Annotated in this window: 14 protein-coding genes; 12 read left to right on the top strand and 2 right to left on the bottom strand. The window is 46.2% G+C overall.

Annotation, left to right across the window (positions count from 1 at the left end):
* Nucleotides 1-296: 296 nt before the first annotated feature.
* The 9 genes from B2Z67_RS00265 to B2Z67_RS00225 all read left to right on the top strand — a co-directional run bounded on the left by B2Z67_RS00265 (nt 297) and on the right by B2Z67_RS00225 (nt 16,554).
* Complete coding sequence (locus B2Z67_RS00265; RefSeq protein ID WP_291527807.1) at nt 297-1,091, top strand: amidohydrolase; 795 nt, start codon at nt 297-299, stop codon at nt 1,089-1,091.
* Between the two features lie 39 nt (nt 1,092-1,130).
* On the top strand, nt 1,131-6,728 hold the full coding sequence (locus tag B2Z67_RS00260; RefSeq protein ID WP_291527806.1) for an alpha-2-macroglobulin family protein: 5,598 nt from the start codon (nt 1,131-1,133) through the stop codon (nt 6,726-6,728).
* 248 nt (nt 6,729-6,976) lie between these two features.
* The gene (gene pbpC, locus B2Z67_RS00255; RefSeq protein ID WP_291527805.1) at nt 6,977-9,379 is read left to right on the top strand and encodes a penicillin-binding protein 1C; all 2,403 of its coding nucleotides are present in this window, start codon (nt 6,977-6,979) and stop codon (nt 9,377-9,379) included.
* 831 nt (nt 9,380-10,210) lie between these two features.
* Nucleotides 10,211-12,202, top strand: a complete 1,992-nt coding sequence (locus B2Z67_RS00250) for a glucosamine-6-phosphate deaminase (protein WP_291527804.1) — start codon at nt 10,211-10,213, stop codon at nt 12,200-12,202.
* Nucleotides 12,203-12,326: 124 nt separating this feature from the next.
* Entirely contained in the window at nt 12,327-12,638 is a 312-nt protein-coding gene (locus B2Z67_RS00245) for a hypothetical protein (RefSeq protein ID WP_291527803.1), read from the top strand.
* 4 nt (nt 12,639-12,642) lie between these two features.
* Complete coding sequence (locus B2Z67_RS00240; protein ID WP_291527802.1) at nt 12,643-12,858, top strand: sulfurtransferase TusA family protein; 216 nt, start codon at nt 12,643-12,645, stop codon at nt 12,856-12,858.
* Nucleotides 12,859-12,896: 38 nt separating this feature from the next.
* The gene (locus tag B2Z67_RS00235; protein WP_291527801.1) at nt 12,897-13,964 is read left to right on the top strand and encodes a hypothetical protein; all 1,068 of its coding nucleotides are present in this window, start codon (nt 12,897-12,899) and stop codon (nt 13,962-13,964) included.
* A gap of 98 nt (nt 13,965-14,062) precedes the next feature.
* Entirely contained in the window at nt 14,063-15,901 is a 1,839-nt protein-coding gene (locus tag B2Z67_RS00230; RefSeq protein WP_291527800.1) for a YgiQ family radical SAM protein, read from the top strand.
* A 17-nt stretch (nt 15,902-15,918) separates the two neighbouring features.
* Nucleotides 15,919-16,554, top strand: coding sequence for a hypothetical protein (locus B2Z67_RS00225; protein WP_414630761.1), 636 nt, complete (start codon nt 15,919-15,921; stop codon nt 16,552-16,554).
* Between the two features lie 178 nt (nt 16,555-16,732).
* On the opposite strand, the gene B2Z67_RS00220 is transcribed toward B2Z67_RS00225, so the two are convergent.
* A complete protein-coding gene (locus tag B2Z67_RS00220; RefSeq protein WP_291527798.1) occupies nt 16,733-16,945 on the bottom strand; it encodes a hypothetical protein in 213 nt (70 codons plus the stop codon).
* Between the two features lie 92 nt (nt 16,946-17,037).
* On the bottom strand, nt 17,038-20,424 hold the full coding sequence (mfd, locus tag B2Z67_RS00215) for a transcription-repair coupling factor (protein ID WP_291527822.1): 3,387 nt from the start codon (nt 20,422-20,424) through the stop codon (nt 17,038-17,040).
* 101 nt (nt 20,425-20,525) lie between these two features.
* On the opposite strand from mfd, the gene B2Z67_RS00210 reads away from it, so the two are divergent.
* Genes B2Z67_RS00210 through B2Z67_RS00200 form a run of 3 tightly spaced genes read left to right on the top strand, consistent with a single transcriptional unit; the run spans nt 20,526 to nt 23,529 of the window.
* Entirely contained in the window at nt 20,526-21,272 is a 747-nt protein-coding gene (locus B2Z67_RS00210) for a polyprenol monophosphomannose synthase (RefSeq protein WP_291527821.1), read from the top strand.
* Nucleotides 21,273-21,277: 5 nt separating this feature from the next.
* A complete protein-coding gene (locus tag B2Z67_RS00205; RefSeq protein ID WP_291527797.1) occupies nt 21,278-22,642 on the top strand; it encodes a dihydroorotase in 1,365 nt (454 codons plus the stop codon).
* The gene (locus tag B2Z67_RS00200; RefSeq protein ID WP_291527796.1) at nt 22,639-23,529 is read left to right on the top strand and encodes a vitamin B12 dependent-methionine synthase activation domain-containing protein; all 891 of its coding nucleotides are present in this window, start codon (nt 22,639-22,641) and stop codon (nt 23,527-23,529) included. Before B2Z67_RS00205 ends, B2Z67_RS00200 begins: the two co-directional genes overlap by 4 nt.
* Nucleotides 23,530-23,598 lie beyond the last annotated feature (69 nt).

Genomic DNA, 23,598 nt, shown 5'->3' with positions numbered 1-23,598 from the left:
CCCAGGAGGAGGAGAATAGAGATAGTTTTGATTGTCAATAGAGATAATCCTGATTATCAATAGAGATAGTTTTGATTATCAATAGAGATAGTTTTGATTGTCAATAGAGATAATCCTGATTATCAATAGAGATAGTTCTGATTGTCAATAGAGATAATCCTGATTATCAATAAAGATAGTTTTGAAATCATATAGAGATAGTTTTGATTGTCAATAGAGATAATCCTGATTATCAATAGACATACTTCATTAACATACAAGTAACTTACGAAACTTCAGTATATAATAATAACATTATGCGCGTAACCCTATTACAGACAGACATCGTTTGGGAAGATAAACAAGAAAATCTCCGCCGGCTCCGCAAGAAACTGGAAACGCTTCGCGGAGCGACAGAGGTTGTTGTTTTGCCCGAAACCTTCTCTACGGGATTCACCATGGACACCCAACGCTTGGCTGAGCCTGCATCGGGAGAAACAATCACGCTCTTGCGACAATGGGCTGCGGAATTCCGGTTAGCCATAGCAGGCAGTTACATTGCCTGCGACAAAGATACCGTTCGGGGAAAAGACAAGACATACTATAACCGCGCTTTTTTCCTCACTCCCGAAGGAGAAACTTATTATTATGATAAACGCCATCTCTTCCGTATGGGAAACGAGACGGAATATTTCACGGCGGGCAACCGGCGTCCCGTCATTTCATACCGGGGATGGAACATTCTTCTACTCGTCTGTTACGACCTGCGCTTCCCGGTGTGGAGCCGTAACGTAAACAACGAATACGACCTTCTGATATATGTAGCCAATTGGGCAGTCCCCCGACGCCGGGTATGGGATGTCTTGCTACAGGCGCGCGCGCTCGAAAATATCAGTTACGTATGTGGCGTGAACCGGATTGGCACTGATGGCGACCAGAATTCTTATAATGGCGGCAGTGTGATTTATTCACCCAAAGGACAACTGCTGGCTGACGTACCCGATAATGAAGAAGGAATCGCCACCGCTACTCTCGACCTTTCGGCTTTGAGAGAATTCAGAAACAAATTCCCGGCATGGAAGGATGCCGACTCTTTTTCGGTTGACAGGTGATAAATAATAGATAAGAGCAGACAATTTAATATCTCATATATGGAACGTATCAAAAACTTACACAGTATAGCTAACAGGCTATTTCCCCTGTTGCTGACCGTCGCGTTATTTTCTTCTTGTGCGAAAACCCAGAAGGACATTATTCCCCCTGCCGAGTATGCTTCATACGTAAATGCATATACAGGAGGGGTTATTTCGCAAACTTCAACCATCCGCATTGAACTGACCCAGGACCAGACCGTGGTGGATTTGAATAATGAACTGCAAGACAACCCGTTCAAATTTTCACCTTCCCTGAAAGGTAAGGCATATTGGGTCAATAACAACACCATTGAATTTGCTCCCGAAGAGGGACAACTGAAACCCGGACAGTTCTATGAAGCCACCTTCAAATTAGGGACTTTTGTAGAAACGGACAATCAATCGAAAGAGTTCAAATTCTCTTTCCGTGTACAGGAACCTAACTTCGTATTGCAAATCGCCCCGCTGATACAGACTGATGCCGGCACTCAGCCGGAACAAGCAACTGTGAAAGGAGAAATATTCTTCAGTGATGCGACCAAGAAAGAAGTCGTAGATAAAATGCTTTCAGTCGGAAACGGAAAAGGACAAAGTTATCCGGTCGACATCACATCGACCGACAATCCGGCACGCTATAACTTCGAAATAAATAACATCACGCGGGAAGACGAAGATTATCAATTGGAAATAAAAGCCGACGGCAGTCCGGCAGGCATCAACCATACAGTGACTGAAAGCGTGTTAATCCCTGCCCGAAATATATTCCGCTTCCTTTCGGCCCAGCGCGTTGATGAACCTGAAAACGGAATAGAAGTCGTATTTTCCGAACCTGTATCTACAACACAGGATTTGAAAGGATTGATTGAAATACCCGAAGTATCGACTTCCGTATTTCAGGTAAAAGACAATAGAGTATATATCTATTTTGAAGCCAACCAGCTAAGCAAGCTCACACTCAAGATACACGAAGGAGTGAAAAGCAGCAAAGACAAATCACTCGGCGCTTCCCATTCCATCTCATTCAGCGAAGTAAACCTGAAACCTCAGGTGGAAATAACTACTTCCGCCGCCATTTTGCCCAACTCCAAAAGCCTGATTATCCCATTCCGGGCAGTCAACCTCTATGCGGTAGATTTAGACGTTATCCGCATTTTTGAGAACAACGTACTGATGTTCATGCAAACCAATACGCTTTCATCCGCCCAGGAACTGCGCCGTTCGGGACGGTTGGTTTACCGGAAAACCTTATGGTTAGGCGAAGACAATACGAAGGATGTCCACAAATGGGAAGACTACTCAATAGACCTTGCCGGACTTATCCGTCAGGAACCGGGAGCCATCTATCGCATCGTACTTTCTTTCCGCCAGGAATATTCAGCCTATCCTTGCAGCGGAGGAGGAGAACGGAATGTGCAATTCGCAAAAAATGCAACTCCGGAAGGCTTGACAAAGGTCAGCGGGAATGTACTTTCCGAAGAGAATGAAGCCGAATGGGATATCCCCCAAGGTTACTTTTATTATACCGGAAGCACAAAGATGGATTGGAGGCTATACAATTGGCAAGAGCGTAACAATCCTTGCGACCCTTCGTATTATATGAATTCCGACCTGGTAGCTTCCTGCAACGTATTTGCCTCGAACATCGGTATGATTGTGAAACGGAATTCAATGAACAAGCTTTGGATTGCTGTCAGCAATATTCTGGATACCCAACCGATAGGGCAAGCTAAGGTAACTGTCTATAACTTCCAGTTGCAACCCATCGGAACCGGAGAAACGAATGGTGAAGGCTTTGCGGAAATTACTCCGCAAGGCGTTCCTCTCATTGTAGTTGCCGAAGCGGACAAGCAGAAAGCATATATCCGTGTGGCGGACGGTGAAGAACAATCGGTCAGCCGTTTCGATGTAGGCGGAAAAGATGTTCAGAAAGGACTGAAAGGGTTTGTATATGGTGAAAGAGGCGTCTGGAGGCCGGGCGATACGCTGCACATAGCCTTCGTTCTGGAAGACCGGGAGAAGAGAATACCGGACAAGCACCCCGTAGCGCTGGAACTTTATAATCCGATGGGGCAGTTCTACACCAAGATGATATCCACGCAAGGCGTAAACGGGTTCTATACATTCAATGTAGCAACGCAGGCGGAAGACCCGACCGGGCTGTGGAACGCATACGTCAAAGTAGGCGGTTCCACCTTCCGCAAAGGATTGCGCATTGAAACCATAAAGCCAAACCGTCTGAAAATCAATATAAAGCTACCGAAGGATATCATTCAGGCTTCGGAGAAGGAAGTACCGGTTACCCTGTCTTCCTCGTGGCTGACAGGAGCCATCGCTTCACGACTGAAAACGAAGGTAGAGATGTCCTTGTCAAAAGTCAACACGCAATTCAAGAACTACAGCCAATACATTTTCAACAACCCGGCAAGCGAATTTACTACGGTTAAGAATGACGTGTTCGAGGGGACACTCGATGCAGAAGGAAAAACAAACTTTATGCTGAAATTACCCGTCACGAATGCTCCCGGGATGCTGAATGCAACATTGACCGCCCGTGTGTTCGAACCGGGAGGGGATGCCAGTATCTACACCCAGAGCATTCCACTATCCCCGTTCTCATCCTATGTAGGTATCAACCTGAACCAACCGAAAGGGAGATACATAGAGACGGACAAAGACCATGTATTCGACCTCGTTACGGTAAATGCGAAGGGAGAATTGGTAAATCGTACCAATCTGGAATACAAGATTTACCGCGTCAGCTGGAGCTGGTGGTGGGAAAACCGGAGTGAAACTTTCGGTACTTACATCAACAGCAGCTCCATTACTCCCGTAGCCAGCGGAAATATACAGACTACAGGCGGAAAAGCTACTTTCAAGTTCCGGGTTAATTATCCCGACTGGGGACGTTATCTGGTTTACGTGAAAGACAGGGACAGCGGTCATGCCACCGGCGGGACTGTCTACATAGATTGGCCCGCCTGGTACGGACGTTCCGATAAGACTGACCCCAGCGGCATCAAAATGCTTTCTTTCACATTGGATAAGGAATCTTATGAAATCGGAGAAACAGCAACAGCCATTATCCCGGCTGCCGCAGGAGGGCGCGCACTGGTTTCTCTCGAAAACGGTTCTAACGTATTGCAACGGGAATGGATAGAGGTGTCCGATAAGGGAGATACAAAATATTCCTTCAAAGTAACACCGGAAATGGCTCCGAATGTTTACCTGCACGTCAGCCTGCTGCAACCTCATGCGCAGACGGTAAACGACTTGCCGATACGTATGTACGGAATTGTCCCCGTGATGGTTACCAATAAACAAACCATACTGCAACCGCAAATCAATATGCCGGAAGTATTACGTCCCGAGACAGGATTCAATATCACGGTCAGCGAAAAGAACGGTAAACCAATGACCTATACGTTGGCTATTGTAGACGACGGACTGCTTGACCTGACCAACTTCAAGACACCCGACCCGTGGAATGATTTCTACGCCCGTGAGGCATTAGGTATCCGTACCTGGGATATGTACGACGACGTACTGGGAGCAACTTCCGGACGTTACAGCTCCCTGTTCAGTACAGGTGGCGACGAAACGATGAAACCTGCCGACGCAAAAGCGAATCGTTTCAAGCCGGTAGTCAAGTTCATCGGCCCCTTCTATCTGGACAAAGGGAAACAGAAAACACATGCGCTGCAACTGCCGATGTATGTAGGTTCTGTGCGTACGATGGTAGTAGCCGGACAGGACGGCGCTTACGGAAAAGCGGAGAAGACTTCCTTTGTACGGACTCCGTTGATGCTGTTGTCCACACTTCCGCGAGTACTTAGCACGCAGGAGGAAATCAATGTTCCGGTGAATGTATTCGCTATGGAGAAAGAAGTGAAGAACGTAAAGGTATCTATCCGGACTTCCGGCGGCGGCGTACAGTTGGTTGGAAATGCACAACAATCCGTTTCCTTTGCCCAACCGGGTGACCAGCTTGTCTACTTCAAAATAAAGACCGGCAACCAAACCGGAAAAGTAACCGTTAACCTGACAGCCGAGGGCGATGGCAAGCAGACCAAAGAAACGATTGAAATCGAAGTCCGGAATCCGAACCCGACAGTTACTTTACGTACCGGTCAATGGGTGGAAAGCGGAAAGAGCGTAACCATTCCGTACACCTTGCAGAACGCATCTGCTGAGAACAGCCACATACAGTTGGAGGTTTCACGCATACCGTCGGTAGACATTACCCGCCGGTTCGACTATCTGTATAATTACCAGCACCACTGCACGGAACAGTTGACTTCCAAAGCGTTGCCATTGTTGTTCGTCGGTCAGTTCAAGGCTATGGACAGCCAAGAAGCGGAAAAGATAAAAGCCAATATACAGGAAGGCATCCGTCAAATCTACGGTCGCCAGCTACCTAATGGAGGCTTCGTTTACTGGCCGGGGAACGCAGTTGCCGACGAATGGATTAGTTCGTACGCAGGCATGTTCCTGGTACTGGCGCAGGAGAAAGGGTACGCAGTCAACCAGAATGTACTGAACAAATGGAAGCAATTCCAGCGCGCCGCCGCACAAAACTGGCGGATGCCGGAGTCAAACAATAGTTGGACGTACTGGCAATCGGGATTGCAACAGGCATACAGGTTATACACGCTGGCATTGGCAGGCGCTCCGGAACAGGGAGCTATGAACAGGATGAAAGAGCAACCTGGGTTATCTCTGCAAGCCAAGTGGAGACTGGCTGCGGCTTATGCGCTGACGGGCAAGACGAAAACTGCCGAAGAATTGGTGTTCAATGCGGAAACAACCGTTACCCCCTACTCTTCGCAGAACTACATCTACGGCTCATTCGACCGTGACGAAGCCATGATACTGGAAACGCTTCTTTTAATGAATAACAGGGAGCAAGCCACCCTGCAACAAGCTAAGAAAGTTTCACAGAATCTGACGAATGAGAATTGGTTCAGTACGCAATCCACAGCTTTCTCACTGATGGCGATGGGACGTTTGGCCGAAAAGCTCTCAGGGTCTTTAGAGTTTAAGTGGACATGGAACGGAAAGCAACAGCCTGATGTGAAGTCTGCCAAAGCAGTATTTGAGAAGAAACTGTCCACGTCACCCAATTCGGGAGAGGTAAGTGTAACAAATCAGGGCAAGGGGGCATTAAGCATGGATCTCATTATACGCACGCAGTTGCTCAATGATACTCTGCCTGCTATGGCGAACAATATCCGTCTGGACGTGAAATATACGGATATGGAAGGCGCTACGATATCCGTAGATGATATAAAGCAAGGAACAGATTTCTTGGCAGTCATCACCGTAGGCAATACCAGCGGGACTACCGACTACAGTAATCTGGCTTTAACGTATATCATACCGTCGGGATGGGAGATTTATAACGAAAGGTTCATAAGTAACTGTACCTATCAGGATATTCGCGACGACCGCGTGCTTACTTACTTCGACCTGAGACGCAGCGAACTGAAGAAGTTCACTGTGAGACTGCAAGCTACCTATTCAGGTACTTTTGTACTGCCTGCCATACAATGCGAAGCCATGTATGACGCCACGGCACAGGCACGGACAACGGCAGGAAGGACGATTGTAAGTAAATAGGGTACTGTTTAAACGTAAATAATTGAAGTTTCGCATCTTGTCTGTATATAGTGAACTATCTCTATTGATAATCAAGACTATCTCTATTCCCCTCCTCCCGGGAGGTTGCTCTCCCCCGATAACGGGGGAGCCGGAGGGGGTTAGTGCCCGAAGGGCGGGGTGGTAGGTGAGAGTGGTACATAAGTACCTTCGTAAAAGATATCAAATAATCTGTCAGCGAAGCTAATAGAGATAGTCATGAAAATAGAATGGCAACCAAAATAATCAACTGCTTCAAACAACTATCAATCACCAGAAAAGTAATACTTGTTATTATTACTTTTCTGGCGATTGCTTATATCTTTTGCCTTCCGAGCCAACTGTTCCATGTCCCCTACTCTACCGTTGTCGCCGACCGCAACGGAGAGTTACTGGGCGCACGCATCGCCTCCGACGGTCAATGGCGTTTCCCACCACGCAGCACTACTCCGGAGAAAATCAAACAGTGCTTAGTGGAGTTTGAAGACCGGTACTTTTATTATCATTGGGGAGTCAATCCTTTCTCAATAGGCAAAGCCGCCTACCGGAACGTACGCAACAAGCGCATCGTAAGCGGTGGAAGTACCCTTACTATGCAACTCATCCGGTTAGCGAGAAACAAGCCTCGAACCTATGGAGAGAAATTCATAGAAATGATTATGGCTACCCGCCTTGAATTCAGCGCTTCAAAAGAAAACATCCTGTCCATGTATGTTTCCCACGCCCCATTCGGCGGAAATGTGGTAGGACTTGATGCGGCGGCATGGCGCTATTTCGGGCATTCGCCCGAAGACTTGTCGTGGGCAGAGGCCGCCATGCTCGCCGTACTTCCGAATGCCCCTGCTATGGTTCACCTTTCTAAAGCACGCAACGTATTGCTCAATAAGCGGAACAGACTTCTGAAACATCTGTACAGGAAAGAAATTATTGATAAATCAACTTATGAACTGGCTATCAGCGAACCGCTACCCGACGAACCCCATCCGCTACCGCAAGTCGCACCGCATTTAGTCAGTCGCTTCTATCAGGAGCGAAACGGAGCGTACTCCATATCGACAATCGACAGAAATATTCAGACCCAGATAGAAAGCATCGCCGAACGCTGGAGCAGCGAATTCAACCGGAGCGACATACGAAACCTGGCAATCCTGGTAATCGACATCCGGACAAATCAAGCAGTGGCTTACTGCGGCAATGTAAACTTTGAGCGTAAAAAAGACGGGAACCAGGTGGACGTTATCCAGGCTCCCAGAAGCACGGGAAGCATTCTGAAACCTTTCCTGTACTATGCCATGTTGCAGGAAGGCAGCCTGTTGCCGGACATGCTGTTACCGGACATTCCGATTAATATCAACGGATTCACTCCCCAAAACTTCAGCTTGCAGTTTGAAGGAGCCGTACCGGCATCGGAAGCGCTTGCCCGCTCACTGAATATTCCGGCTGTAACCATGCTTCAAAAATACGGAGTACCCAAATTCCACAGCTTCCTGCAACTGTCAGGACTGAAAACAATCAACCGTGCGGCATCCCATTACGGATTGTCTCTTATTCTGGGCGGTGCGGAAGCCACCCTGTGGGATGTGACAAACGTATATGCCAACATGGGCAGAAGTCTGCTGCAACTTCCGCAAGGCACTTGCAGTCTGCTGCTTCCCGCTCCGGATGATTCTACTCATTACTCTACTGACAATCTTTACTCTTCTAATACTCTTTACACCTCTGATAAAGAGGAAAGCAAAGAAAGAAAGCAAATGATTTCTTCTTCCGTTTTTCAGCCGGGCGCCGTATGGCAAACGTTCAATGCTTTGACAGAAGTAAACCGTCCTGAAGAAATAGACTGGAAATCAATACCTTCCATGCACCCCATTGCCTGGAAGACCGGAACAAGTTACGGCTTCCGTGATGCCTGGGCTGTTGGTGCCACTCCCCGGTATGCCGTAGGCGTATGGGTAGGAAACGCTACGGGAGAAGGCAAACCCGGGCTTGTCGGAGCACGGACGGCAGGTCCGGTGCTGTTCGAGATATTCAATACACTCCCTTCTTCATCATGGTTCGAACAACCTGCCGGCATCTTCATAGAAGCCGAAGTATGCCGGAAATCCGGTCATCTGAAAAGCCGGTTCTGCGAGGAAACCGATACGCTGTTGATTCTTCCTTCGGGACTAAAGACGGAGGCTTGTCCGTATCATCATCTCACAACTCTATCTGCCGACGAAACCTACCGTATCTACGAGAGCTGCGCCAATATGGAACCTACTATTCAGAAATCATGGTTCACCTTGCCACCCGTATGGGAATGGTACTATAAACAGCATCATCCCGAATACAGTCCGCTCCCACCCTTTAAACCGGGATGCGGAGAGGATGCGCTTCAGCCTATGCAATTTATTTATCCACCCATCAATGCGCACATTACCCTGCCCAAACAGATGGACGGAAGTCCGGGCTTCCTAACCATTGAACTGGCACATAGCAACTCCGGAGCTACTATCTTCTGGCATCTCGACGGCGCTTACCTTACACAGACGCAGGATTTCCACAAAATCTCCCTGCAACCTGCCTCCGGCAAACATTCGCTGACTGCTGTAGATGATGCCGGAAATACAGCTTCTACGACCTTCTTCGTGAAGTAATCCAAATCCTTCAGATTTTCAACTTCATTTCATACTCTTTTTAAACAGCTTCGAGGGTGTTTTTGCGGAAATATCTAAATGACAACAAATAACAGCCATTTGCATTCATTATGATAGTATTATTCCGCTTTTCGTAACACGCCTTGATTTATAAATTCATCTTTTAGCATACTTGATGAATAAATAAAGAATAATGATGCAGTATTTATGTACACTATTGCATATTTACAAGCTATNNGCTATTTATGCAAAAACAACCTGCTGCTTAGGGATGAAACACCAACTACTTATAAGTAGAACAGTAACTACCCATAAGTAAAATACCAACTACCTGTAAGTAAATTACTGATTACCTATAAGTAATTGAATTGTTACCTGTAAGTAGTTGACTTATCCTGTCCGGTTTTTCCCTTATATCTGACTTTTCAGGAGGCATTTTGTTCTGGAATAAATGTAAGTATTTCGATATCTCACTATCAGCCTGGCACTTACTGATTTTCGCTCGCGTATTTCCGGTCATGCGGGCATCCGGGCGGAAATAACGCATTCTCAGCCAACTTAAAATACAAAGTGACAAAGTGATTACTCTTGTTAATCATACACACCGTTAAACTATCATTTTTTAGTCTTTTTAGAAAAAATACCCAAAGCAGTAAGTGCTTGGTTGCCAAAAAGTAGCTACATTTGTACCCGGAAACGGTAAGGCGGAAATACTCCTTAATTTCGAGAAACAACCCCCTGCACTAATGTGAGTGAACATTGTTTTTCGCATATTTGTTAATTTTCTAAGGAATACACGCCCCCATCAATTTATTAACACCAAATTTATTTATGAAAACCAATCTTAGTTCTCAAATCACTCTCAACAGAGTCTCCCCCAGGTATTACAGGCCTGAGAATGCATTCGAAAGGTCAGTACTGACCCGATTGGAAGATATCCCAACCGACATTTACGAATCTGCTGAAGAAGGCGCCAATTACATTGCCTGCGAAATAGCACAATTGATTCGCGACAAACAGAAAGCCGGACGTTTCTGCGTATTGGCGTTACCGGGCGGTAATTCTCCCCGCAACGTATTTTCAGCCCTCATCCGTATGCATAAGGAAGAAGGTTTGAGCTTTCGTAATGTCATCATATTCAATCTATACGAATATTATCCATTGGCGAAGGACGCTATCAACAGCAATTTAAACGCTCTGAATGAAATGTTCCTTAACCACGTCGATATAGACAAACAGAACATTTTCAGTCCGGACGGCACCATTCCCAAAGATACCATCTTTGAATACTGCCGCCTGTACGAACAGCGTATTGAAAGTTTCGGCGGTTTGGATGCCGTATTATTAGGTATAGGACGCGTAGGTAATATCGGTTTCAATGAACCCGGTTCGCGTCTGAACTCTACCACCCGTCTAATCTTATTGGACAACGACTCGCGCAACGAAGCCTCCAAAATGTTCGGAAGCACCGAAAGCACGCCTATCAGTTCTATCACTATGGGTGTTTCCACTATCCTGTCAGCCAAAAAAATCTATCTGATGGCATGGGGTGAGGACAAGGCTAAAATGGTAAAAGAATGTGTGGAAGGCCCGGTAACCGATACGATTCCCGCTTCGTTCCTGCAAACCCACAACAATGCCCACGTCGTTATCGACCTTTCCGCCGCCGGCAACCTGACGCGTATTCATCATCCGTGGCTGGTAACCTCTTGCGAATGGGACGACAAGCTGATTCGTACCGCTATCGTATGGTTGTGCCAGATAACCGGCAAACCAATCCTGAAACTTACTAACAAGGATTATAATGAAAACGGATTAAGCGAACTGCTGGCGTTGTACGGTTCGGCATACAATGTGAACATCAAGATATTCAATGACTTGCAACACACAATCACCGGCTGGCCCGGCGGTAAACCGAATGCCGACGACACCTATCGCCCCGAGCGTGCCAAACCGTATCCGAAACGTGTCATTATATTCTCTCCGCACCCGGACGACGACGTTATCTCCATGGGAGGAACTCTCCGCCGCCTGGTAGAACAGAAGCACGATGTACACGTGGCTTATGAAACCTCCGGCAACATAGCCGTCGGCGACGAAGAAGTAATTCGTTTCCTGCATTTCATCAATGGTTTCAACCAACTCTTCAATAACAGCGAAGACCAGGTGATTACCGACAAGTACACAGAAATACGCAAGTTCCTGAAAGAGAAAAAAGACGGTGACATTGATACGCGCGATATTCTGACTATTAAGGGGCTGATTCGCCGTGGTGAAGCGCGTACCGCTTGTACGTACAATAACATTCCGTTAAGCCACTGCCACTTCCTCGACCTGCCATTCTATGAAACCGGCAGAATTCAAAAAGGTCCGTTGACCGAGGCTGACGTAGAAATCGTTCGCAACCTGCTGCGTGAAGTAAAGCCTCACCAGATTTTCGTTGCCGGTGACCTTGCTGACCCGCATGGTACACACCGTGTCTGCACCGACGCCGTGTTTGCAGCGGTTGACCTGGAAAAAGAAGAAGGCGCAAAATGGCTGAAAGACTGCCGCATCTGGATGTACCGCGGCGCATGGGCGGAATGGGAAATTGAGAACATCGAAATGGCTGTACCCATCAGCCCCGAAGAACTGCGCACCAAACGCAACTCAATCCTGAAACACCAGTCACAGATGGAAAGCGCACCGTTCATGGGCAACGACGAGCGTCTGTTCTGGCAACGCAGCGAAGACCGTAACCGTGGCACTGCTGCATTGTATGACAGTTTAGGATTAGCATCTTATGAAGCGATGGAAGCATTTGTAGAATACATTCCGCTATAGATATTCGCCAAATAGAAATAAAGAAGAGTGGGGAACTAAGGTTTTTCACTCTTTTCGTTATGCCCAATTAAAAAAACACTTATCTTTGTCCTTAGAGTATAAACCCTTAAATATAGAATAGGCCATGTACACCATACAAGCAAACCCCAGCGGCACCCGTTGTTTAGAGATATCCGAAGAAAATCTGGCAACCATTGAGAAATACGGACTTTTCCGCCATCTCATCGACAGCAACGGCATTGTAGACGAATCCGTATTGGATAAGTTGAAACTGAACATTCGCTCCCTCATTGCATCACAAGAAGAAGATAGCAAGGACTTGTTAGACCTCTGCATTGATGTGATATACCATAATAATATGAAAGCCTTCGGATTACAACAACTCATCAAGCTCTATCTGGAATGGCTTTCCAGTCAGGAAACTATAGAAGAGTGAGAAAATGAAAACAATCGACACTTGTCACCAACAGCATTACAGCCCGCTCATCCCGGCCGTGAAAGCCATGTACAAAGCCGCGCCGGGTGAGAAGCTGGAAATAATCATGGACGATGCCGCCGCTTTCAATGACTTGAAAGAGTATCTTGCCGAACAACAAATCGGTTTCCGCGAGATTTATGACGGAGAACAGATGAGGTTGCAATTTAAAATGCAATAGACTATCTAATGATATGTGCCAGACTAATACACAAAAAGATGAAACAGTTTTATTTTTTTCTTCAAACTTTTATAATACTCGTTACCAATCCTTTAAATGCACAAGACACTCCAGAATGGCACTCCATCAAAATGGATAAATTAGGATTTAGTGCTTCCTTTTACCAACCCCCTACAGTCAGCACACTACATGAAGGAGAAGGAACTTATTACAACTTTGAAAATATAGTAAACGAAAAGGAACATCCAAACAAATTATACAGAATCAGTGTATGGGATTTTTCTGATTCGACTGACAGTATAGTTCAAAGCAAAGAAGCAGAACTCATCACCCTCAAACTTCATAGTCAAGGGTTACAGCTCATTGATAAGAGCACTATGACAAGAGGAAGAATTTTATTAAATGCTTATTCACTGCAAAGTAATAATGGGGAATATATCCGCTTTTTCATAGGGAATGGCAAGAAGAAGATTTATACAATAGAAGTTATATGCAAAGAAGAAGATAAATTCAATGTTGATGTGATAAAATTCATGCAGAACTTCAATATAAACCTTTATGCCGATCAAATCAAAAGTTTCAGTAACGATAGCCTTAGCTATACAATGAATTTTCTTTTCACCCCTGAGACTCAAAAAATATATTCTCCGAAAGAAAATATCGAATATTGCACAGACGTTTACGGAAAAGCGCCCAAAAAACAGGAAGAAGATGGACAGTTTGAAGGGCTAAAAAAAGTGATAATAGAAAGAAGTATATCTCCAATAGAAGCATATACAATAAGTGAAACACATTATTATCCAGATCAAATGCCGGAAGAAATACCCACAGAACAAAAAAACGATATTCGAAAAGAAATGATCCACATGGTGGTACATATCACACCAGAAGGTAAATTTCTAAAAGAGGAAGAATTGAAAGGGAATCCGGAAGGCATAGCTTTTACTTATACCGGATTAGATAATAGAGGTGAGCACCGAACATTCCTTTGCCGGCTATTTTACACTAAACATACCTTGTACACTCTTAGGGTTCTCCTTCGACACAAGGATGAAGCTAATCACCCGGATGTTATCAATTTTTTAGATTCCTTTCGCATAAAATAAATGTAAAGTTATAACCCATTTTTATCTTTCTTCTAAAGAGAAACAGCTTTCTTTATTCAACAGATATAAAATATAAATGACTTTATGTAAGTTTACCCATGAAAGAACATCAACTGACCGACTGGCTACCTACCACCAAGAAAGAAGTGGAATTGCGCGGATGGGACGAACTGGACGTCATCTTGTTCAGCGGTGATGCCTACGTAGACCACCCCTCCTTCGGAGCTGCCGTCATAGGACGTATCCTCGAAACAGAAGGGCTGCGCGTGGCTATTGTACCTCAACCCAATTGGCGAGATGATTTGCGTGACTTTAAGAAGTTAGGACGCCCACGTCTGTTCTTCGGCATCAGCCCCGGGTGCATGGACTCAATGGTAAATAGATATACAGCCAACAAGCGACTGCGCAGTGACGATGCCTATACACCGGATGCCCGACCGGACATGCGACCGGAATATCCTTCGATTGTGTACACCCGTATCCTGAAGGAAATATATCCTGATGTTCCCGTTGTACTGGGCGGTATTGAAGCAAGCATGCGCCGGGTATCACATTATGATTACTGGCAGGACAGGGTAATGAAAAGCATCCTTATAGAAAGCGGAGCAGACTTGCTGATTTATGGGATGGGAGAAAAGCCGGTAGTGGAATTAGTAAAAAGATTCAGTGATAAGCAGTCAATGTTCAGTGATAACCACTTATCACTAACCACCATTCCCCAAACTGCCTACTCATGCAAGACAGCGGATTTCGTCGCAACAGAAGGAGATATCCTCCTCTTCTCACACTCCGAATGCCTGAAAGATAAAAAGAAACAGGCAGCCAACTTCCGCCATATTGAAGAAGAAAGCAATAAATATGCCGCCTCCCGCATCACACAAGAGGTGGATAACATGACGGTAGTCGTCAACCCGCCCTACCCTCCTTTGACAGAAGAAGAACTGGACCGTTCTTTCGACCTTCCCTATACTCGGCTGCCCCACCCCAAATATAAAGGCAAGCGCATTCCGGCATACGATATGATTAAGTTCTCAGTCAATATCCACCGCGGATGCTTCGGAGGTTGTGCATTCTGTACTATCTCGGCACATCAGGGAAAGTTTATCGTAAGCCGCAGCAAGGAGAGTATTCTTAAAGAAGTGAAGGAAGTCATGGAACTGCCTGACTTTAAAGGATACCTGAGTGACCTCGGTGGCCCCTCCGCTAATATGTACCGGATGAAAGGACGCGACGAAACCGTCTGCAAGAAATGCAAACGCCCGTCGTGCATCCATCCCAAAGTATGCCCGAACCTGGATACCGACCATCGTCCGCTGCTGGATATCTATCATGCAGTAGATACCCTGCCCGGCATGAAGAAAAGCTTTATCGGAAGCGGTGTAAGATACGACCTGTTGTTGCATCAGAGTAAAGACCCTGCCACCAACAAAAGCACGCAGGAATACACCCGCGAGCTAATAGCCCGCCACGTCAGCGGTCGCCTCAAAGTTGCCCCGGAACACACCAGTGACCGCGTACTGGGCATCATGCGCAAGCCGCCATTCAGCCAATTCCTGGAATTTAAAAAGATATTCGACCGCATTAATACAGAAGAAGGGCTGCGGCAACAGCTCATCCCCTATTTCATCTCCAGCCATCCCGGCTGCAAGGAAGAAGATATGGCCGAACTTGCCGTCATCACCAAACGCCTGGACTTCCATCTGGAACAAGTGCAGGACTTCACTCCTACTCCCATGACCGTAGCCACCGAAACGTGGTACACCGGCTATCATCCCTATACGCTCGAACCCGTATTCAGTGCTAAGACCCCACGCGAAAAGCTGGCACAACGCCAGTTCTTCTTCTGGTATAAGCCCGAAGAACGGAAAAACATCATCAACGAGCTGCGCCGCATAGGACGACAGGACCTGATTGATAAACTATATGTAAAACGATAAATATCTGATAAGTAATGATGAAACAACTATTATTAACCGTCTTACTAAGCTATGCAGGCATAGCTCTGCAAGCACAAGACCATTTACCACAAACCTATAGTATAGCAGTAGGTGGCGGAGTGACACTACCGCTCGTAGAAGGAAACCGCAACGAGTTCTTCAACAAAAACGGCGACCGCGCAGGATACGACCTGATGTTGGAAGGGCGCTACTACCTCACCCCATACTTTGCGCTGGGCGCTCAATACGACTACCTGCGAATTGCCGATCTACCTGACAAAGTGCATGTTCACTATGTACGCCCCGCAGCCACTCTTCGCTATCTGTGGAGTGACGGAGACAAAGGTGCATTCTTCGGATTCGGCATTGGTTATATGAACTATCAAGAGAGGACGTACCGACGAGGCGACCGATACGGATATCTTTTCCAGAAAGGGTATTTCGGGCTGTCATTCAGTATGGGTTATGAATTCCGTATTACCGGGAAAGTATCAGGCATCTTCCGGGGCGATATACTCATGGCAGACTGGGTTAACAATCCCGATGCCCGGCTCTACAATCCGGACGGATATGACGATGGGGTGAACCACAATTGGTTCAAGAGCAATATCACATTCTTTAATTTAGGATTTGCGATACAATTCGGGCGATAAGATAAGGACTTGTTTGATTTTGGTTTATAAACTATTGGAAGGGTGCTTTTGCCGGAGCTTGACGCATATCAAAAATACCCTCAACCAAAATGTGTTTATCATGAATGCTATAATATATTCTAAAATATTCACATGGGAAACATCGTGTGGTTGGTAGTGATGTAGCTCGATACATATTTTAGCTTAGCCATTGTTCTATCATCTTATCAACTTCCTTTTGCGTATAATATTCTCCTTGTTTATATTCTTCTTTCGAGCGTAATATAATGTTCAATTCAGTCTCAGATAAGGCACAAGAATTAATCTCAGCGGCTGTCCGTTGATAAACAGCCATTGGCTCATTAACTTGCGATGCTTCGCTGTCTTGTGGCTTATATAATTTTGCAGCCATACATGTATTTAATTTCTTGTTGAGACAAAGATAGAAAGACTTATATATTAAACTTCTAATTTAAACGAATCAATAAGAAACTGATGTAACAATCACTCCCCGGCCTCCATCAGAATCACCTCTTGCAGCACATATACCGCTTCCTCTACCGTCCGGACATCTTTCACCAGCATGGAACGCCTGTTATTCTGCTCGCGCAAATCGCAACGACGCGTGTATTTCATCATATACGCAATGACTTTACCGAATGCCTGACTCTGATAATACGGGCTATCCGGATTGGAAACAAAGAACAGCGACATGCGTCCGCCTTTCAGGAAAACCTTCTCTACACCCATACGTGCCGCCAGACGGCGAAGGGGAACAATGCGCAATAGTTCTTCCGTTTCCGGAGGAATAGGTCCGAAGCGGTCTTCCAGACGGGTGCGGAAAGCTTCTACATCCCTGTCCAGCACCAGACTGTCCAATTCGCGGTAAAGAAGCATACGTTCACTGCTACCCGTTACATAAGTTGCAGGAAGCAGAAGTTCCAAGTCACTCTCTATCTGGCATTCATCTACAAACTGCTCTCCACTGATGGTACCGTCTCCCTTCAGCTCTTCGGCATAGAGTTCGGCAAATTCATCCGTTTTCAGTTCATGAACGGCTTCGGTGAGTATCTTCTGATAGGTTTCATAACCCAAGTCGGCAATAAAGCCGCTTTGTTCCGCACCCAGCATATTGCCTGCGCCACGGATATCAAGGTCTTGCATAGCGATATGGATGCCACTGCCGAGATCGGAGAAATTCTCAATAGCCTGCAAGCGACGTTTTGCCTCCGGAGTGAGCGAGGATAAAGGAGGAGCAAGCAAGTAACAGAATGCCTTCTTATTGCTGCGCCCCACGCGACCACGCATCTGGTGCAAATCACTCAAACCAAAGTTCTGAGCCTGATTGATGATGATGGTATTGGTATTTGGAATATCTATACCACTCTCTATAATAGTGGTGGCAAGCAGTACATCATAGTCATAATTTACAAAATCCAATATTATCTTTTCCAAATTTGCGGGTTCCATCTGACCATGACCGATAGCAACACGGCAATCAGGAATATGACGTTCTATCATCATCTTCAACTCTATGAGATTCGCTATACGGTTGTTGACGAAGAAGACTTGTCCGTTGCGACTCATCTCAAAGTTGATAGCGTCGGCAATAACTTCTTCATTAAAAGTGTGCACTTCCGTCTGAATGGGATAACGGTTGGGCGGAGGAGTCTGTATCACCGAAAGGTCGCGCGCACCAAGCAGCGAGAACTGCAAGGTTCGGGGAATAGGAGTGGCGGTCATGGTCAAAGTATCCACATTCACCTTTATCTGACGTAGTTTCTCTTTTACGCCAACACCGAACTTCTGTTCTTCATCAATAATGAGTAGACCTAAATCCTTAAACTTCACATCTTTACCAAGAATACGATGAGTACCGATGAGGATATTCACATCACCGTCCGCAAGCGCTTTCACTACGGCCTTTGCCTGTGCAGCGGTACGGGCACGGCTCAGATAGTCCACCCGGCAGGGAAGTTCTTTCAACCGTTCACGGAAAGTCTGGAAATGCTGGTAAGCCAATACGGTAGTGGGCACCAGCACGGCTACTTGTTTATTATCTGCCACGGCCTTAAAGGCAGCACGGATGGCAACTTCCGTCTTGCCGAAACCTACATCTCCACATACCAGACGGTCCATAGGGCGAGCGCTTTCCATATCCGTTTTCACATCGGCTGTGGCTTTACTCTGGTCGGGAGTATCCTCATAAATAAAAGATGCCTCCAATTCGCGTTGCAGGAAACTGTCCGGACTGTACTGGAACCCTTTTTCTTCGCGACGCTGGGAATAAAGCCTGATAAGGTCGCGGGCAATATCCTTTATCTTTGATTTGGTACGGTCTTTCAGCTTCTCCCAAGCGCCTGTACCCAGTTTGTTCAGACGTGGTGCTTCACCATCTTTCCCCTTATATTTGGAGACTTTGTGCAGCGAGTGAATGGAAACAAACACGACGTCTTCATTCTGATAAACCAGCTTCATCACTTCCTGGGTGGTGTCACCATTGGGGATACGCACCAGTCCGGCAAAACGCCCTACACCATGGTCGGTATGCACCACATAATCACCTGGTTTAAATTGATTGAGTTCCTTCAGACTCAGAGCCACTTTTCCGCTACGGGCTTTATCGCTCTTCAAGTTGTATTTATGGAAGCGGTCGAACAACTGGTGGTCGGTGAAGACACAGAGACGCAACGTATTATCGGCAAATCCCTCATGCAGGGTACGCTCTACAGCCGTGAAAGATATATCGTCTCCGCGATCGTCAAAGATAGCACAGATACGATCTGTCTGCTTCATGCTATCGCTACATATATATAAGGTATAACCGAGGGAAATATACTCTTTAAACGACTCCGCCACCATATCAAAGTTTTTATGGAAGATGGGCTGGGCGGTCGTATTGAAAGTGACGGTAGCATCCGGCGTACCGGTAGGTTTATTGCCGAACTCCATACGGCGGAAGTCGAGTGCACGCAAGGTAAATTCTCCGCCATCAATCAATTTTCCTTCCAAAGATATATGACCGTTTTCTTCTGCCTCACGGGCTGCAATGGCCTGCAAGGTAAGCGACTCATCGTGTACCGTCTGAATACGTTCGCGCAACCAAAGGAAATCACGCATTGCCAATATGGTATCTTCCGGCAAGAAATCCAGAAGCGAAACCATAACATTCGTACCGCCTTGTTCCAAGCTACGGCTCAAATCAGGCACAATCACTACGCTCTCCTTCTTTTCTCTCGAAAGCTGGGTTTCTACCTCAAAGGTGCGGATACTTTCTACTTCATTGCCAAAAAAGTCTATGCGATAGGGAAATTCCGAAGAAAAAGAAAAGACATCAATAATACTGCCGCGCACAGCATATTGTCCCGGCTCATAGACATAATCCACATACTCAAAACCATAGCTACGCAATACTTCCATGATGAAATTCGTATCCACGTTCTCTCCGGAATGCAGTTTCAACGTTTTATCTTCCAATTCTTTGCGGGAGACTACTTTCTCAGCCAACGCATCGGGATAAGTCACCACACAAAGTCCTTCTTCTCCTTTTTGCAAACGGCTCAGTACTTCGGTACGGAGAATTTCATTCGCCGCATCTTTCTGCCCATATTTAATGGCGCGCCTGAACGAAGATGGAAAGAACAACACCTTCTCCGTCCCCAACACCTGCGTAAGGTCATGATAGAAATATCCGGCTTCCTCCAAATCGCCCAGAATAAAAACAAAAGGAAACTCTCCACGCTGTACCAGTACGGACGAAAAAAGCGAAGCGGCGGATGCGGACAAACCTCCACAATACAAGGTGCGAACAGACGATCTTTTTAATAAACTACTTATCGCTTCCACATTGGGATGAGCGGCATATTTTTGTTGTAAATCAGTGATTGTCATCATAATGGCTGCAAAATTACTAAATAATCCTTAGTTTTATTCGTATGTGATAGAAAACACTTAACTTTGTTCCACTAATCAGAACTCTCTTATTTATGAATATGCAGACATCGGACAGCATCGTTATTATTCCCACATACAACGAACGGGAAAACATTCAGAGCATTATCCGCGCTGTTTTCGCTTTGGAAAAAGTATTCCATATCCTCATTATTGAAGACGGATCGCCTGACGGTACTGCCGCCATCGTCAAGACTTTACAGCAGGAATTTCCCGAACGACTGTTCATGATAGAGCGTAAAGGCAAGTTGGGCTTAGGCACTGCATACATCGCAGGCTTCAAATGGGCGCTGCAACATAATTACAACTATATTTTTGAAATGGACGCCGATTTCAGCCATAACCCCACTGACCTTCCCAAGTTATACAAAGCATGTGCCGAAGAGGGAGCTGATGTAGCAATCGGTTCACGTTATGTCAGCGGTGTCAATGTAGTGAATTGGCCGATGGGACGTGTATTAATGTCCTACTTCGCATCCAAATACGTACGCCTTATTACCGGACTACCGGTACACGACACCACTGCCGGATTCAAATGTTACCGCCGGCAAGTACTGGAAACAATTAACCTGGACGGTGTCCGCTTCAAGGGTTACGCATTCCAGATTGAGATGAAATTCACCGCTTACCAATGTGGTTTCAATATAGTAGAAGTACCGGTGATTTTCATTAATCGCGAATTAGGAACTTCTAAAATGAACAGCAGTATCTTCGGAGAAGCTGTATTCGGGGTCATTAAGCTGAAAATACACAGCTGGTTTCACAAGTATCCGAAAAAGAGCAATTAAGTAAGATGAAAAGAACACTGATACATAACGCCACAATAGTAAACGAAGGACATTCCCAGTGTGGTTCTGTTGTGATTGAAGACGGGCGCATTGCCGAAGTTCTTATTTATAAGAATGAACCATCTGCTAAAAATGAACCATCCACTCCCTGCGATGAAGTAATAGATGCCACCGGATGTTACTTGTTGCCGGGCATCATAGACGACCACGTACATTTCCGCGAACCGGGGCTGACGCGCAAAGCCGATATCCTGACCGAAAGCCGGGCTGCCGCCGCAGGAGGTGTCACGTCCATTATGGACATGCCTAACACTAATCCGCAGACTACCACACTCAGCGCATTGGAAGAGAAGTTTGACTTACTGAACAAGAAGTGCATCGTCAACCACTCCTGCTATTTCGGCGCCACTAACGAGAATTATACCGAATTTGGAAAATTAGACAAACACCGTGTATGCGGTATCAAGCTTTTCATGGGTTCCAGTACAGGTAATATGCTGGTGGATAAGACCAACAGCCTGCTGAATATTTTCGATGGAACGGATATGCTGATTGCCGCGCATTGCGAAAACCAGGATATTATTAATCAGAATACCAAGGTTAACAAAGAAAAATACCGCAATGAACCGGATATTCCTATTGACAAACACCCAACCATACGCTCCGTAACGGCCTGCTACGAATCGTCCGAACTTGCAGTCCGCATGGCTACTATAGCTGGATCACGACTGCACCTGCTTCATGTTTCTACCGCCCGCGAATTGCAACTACTCAGTGATGCGCCTTTAGCGGAGAAACGTATTACGTCTGAGGCTTGTGTAGGACATCTGTTATTTAGCTTTTCGGATTACGCAACATTGGGAACCCGTATTAAGTGCAATCCTGCAATCAAGAGAAAAAATAACCGCGACGCTTTACGTCATGCTGCCAGTATCGGAATTATCGATGTGATTGCTACCGACCACGCTCCTCACCTGCTTGATGAAAAGGCAGGAGGCGCGTTGAAAGCAATGTCGGGTATGCCCATGATTCAGTACTCATTAGTCAGTATGCTCGAACTTGTAGACAAAGGTATATTCACTATCGAAACAGTCGTTGAAAGGATGTGCCATGCTCCTGCCGTGATATTCGGCATCCGCCAACGTGGTTATATCCGCGAAGGTTATCAGGCCGACCTTGTACTCGTCCGCCATAATGAGCCGTGGGAAGTGAATGCTAATGACATTCTCAGCAAATGCGGCTGGAGTCCGCTTGAAGGACACACTTTCCAGTGGAAGGTGGAAAAGACTTTTGCAAACGGTCATCTGATATACGGTGACGGACAAGTGGACGATACGTACCGGGGCGAAGAACTGCGTTTTGATTTATGACGAAAGTGTTGGTGTACGCTATTCACGATGTCGCCCCTTACATTAATTGGATTTACTTTTTCCATGCATGGGGATTCCAGCCGCGCTTTGCCGCAATTGCCGGTATTCACGACTGTGATGCCTGCCGCGCTTCCTGGCTCACCACTTTTCCCGAAGAAGAACGAAACAAAGCGGCGGAAGCCATGCGGCTGTTCAAGGAAGCCAACCGGATGCTTAATCACTTGGATGCGGATTTCCGGGTACGTGTTATCTTCCACCTTTGCAAGGCCAATTCCGACGAGGATAATTTATTGTTGGACAATACCGTCTTCCCCTTGCTCCGCCAGCAAACGCCTCACCCGGACGGCAACCCATTCTTGTGTCTCAGCGACTTTGTACGCCCTGTTTCTTCGGGTATCCCTGATACTGTGGGCATTTTCGCTGCTTCTTGCGATAAAGGCATAGAGCTATTGTACGCAAATGACCCCTACAAGCGCATGTTAGTGCAAACCCTTGCCGACCGCATTGCCGAAGCTGCTACCGAAAAAATGCACGAATATGTACGTAAAGTTGCGTGGGGATATGCCAAAGATGAAAATCTCACTATACCTGAATTACTGAAAGAGGCGTTTCAGGGCATTCGTCCTGCTGTGGGATATCCTTCCTTGCCCGACCAGTCAGTCAATTTTCTGTTGAATGAACTCTTGCACATGGAACAAATAGGCATCACCTTGACTGAAAATGGAATGATGCGTCCTCACGCCACCGTATGCGGTTTGATGCTGGCGCATCCCGCCGCGCGTTATTTTGCCGTCGGTAAAATAGGGAATGACCAGTTGGAGGACTATGCACGTCGCAGAGGGATTCCGGTAGCGGAGATTAAAAAGTATCTGGCGGCAAACTTATGATTTGTCCCGAAATAGAGGGTTATGATAGAACATAAACTCTAAAAAGCTAAGAGCCTGTTTAAATTTTGC

This window comes from Bacteroides sp. UBA939 (assembly GCF_002293435.1).
In the GTDB taxonomy this organism is placed as follows: Bacteria; Bacteroidota; Bacteroidia; order Bacteroidales; family Bacteroidaceae; genus Bacteroides.
This window is presented reverse-complemented; position numbering and strand designations above follow the sequence as displayed.

Excerpts from the sequence above, each read along its gene's own strand:
- B2Z67_RS00240 (WP_291527802.1), top strand. The coding sequence starts at position 12,643 with ATGAAAACAATCGACACTTGTCACCAACAGCATTACAGCCCGCTCATC.
- B2Z67_RS00225 (WP_414630761.1), top strand. The coding sequence starts at position 15,919 with ATGAAACAACTATTATTAACCGTCTTACTAAGCTATGCAGGCATAGCT.
- B2Z67_RS00265 (WP_291527807.1), top strand. The coding sequence starts at position 297 with ATGCGCGTAACCCTATTACAGACAGACATCGTTTGGGAAGATAAACAA.
- B2Z67_RS00230 (WP_291527800.1), top strand. The coding sequence starts at position 14,063 with ATGAAAGAACATCAACTGACCGACTGGCTACCTACCACCAAGAAAGAA.
- mfd (WP_291527822.1), bottom strand. The coding sequence starts at position 20,424 with ATGACAATCACTGATTTACAACAAAAATATGCCGCTCATCCCAATGTG.
- B2Z67_RS00260 (WP_291527806.1), top strand. The coding sequence starts at position 1,131 with ATGGAACGTATCAAAAACTTACACAGTATAGCTAACAGGCTATTTCCC.
- pbpC (WP_291527805.1), top strand. The coding sequence starts at position 6,977 with ATGGCAACCAAAATAATCAACTGCTTCAAACAACTATCAATCACCAGA.
- B2Z67_RS00220 (WP_291527798.1), bottom strand. The coding sequence starts at position 16,945 with ATGGCTGCAAAATTATATAAGCCACAAGACAGCGAAGCATCGCAAGTT.
- B2Z67_RS00250 (WP_291527804.1), top strand. The coding sequence starts at position 10,211 with ATGAAAACCAATCTTAGTTCTCAAATCACTCTCAACAGAGTCTCCCCC.
- B2Z67_RS00210 (WP_291527821.1), top strand. The coding sequence starts at position 20,526 with ATGCAGACATCGGACAGCATCGTTATTATTCCCACATACAACGAACGG.
- B2Z67_RS00200 (WP_291527796.1), top strand. The coding sequence starts at position 22,639 with ATGACGAAAGTGTTGGTGTACGCTATTCACGATGTCGCCCCTTACATT.
- B2Z67_RS00235 (WP_291527801.1), top strand. The coding sequence starts at position 12,897 with ATGAAACAGTTTTATTTTTTTCTTCAAACTTTTATAATACTCGTTACC.
- B2Z67_RS00205 (WP_291527797.1), top strand. The coding sequence starts at position 21,278 with ATGAAAAGAACACTGATACATAACGCCACAATAGTAAACGAAGGACAT.
- B2Z67_RS00245 (WP_291527803.1), top strand. The coding sequence starts at position 12,327 with ATGTACACCATACAAGCAAACCCCAGCGGCACCCGTTGTTTAGAGATA.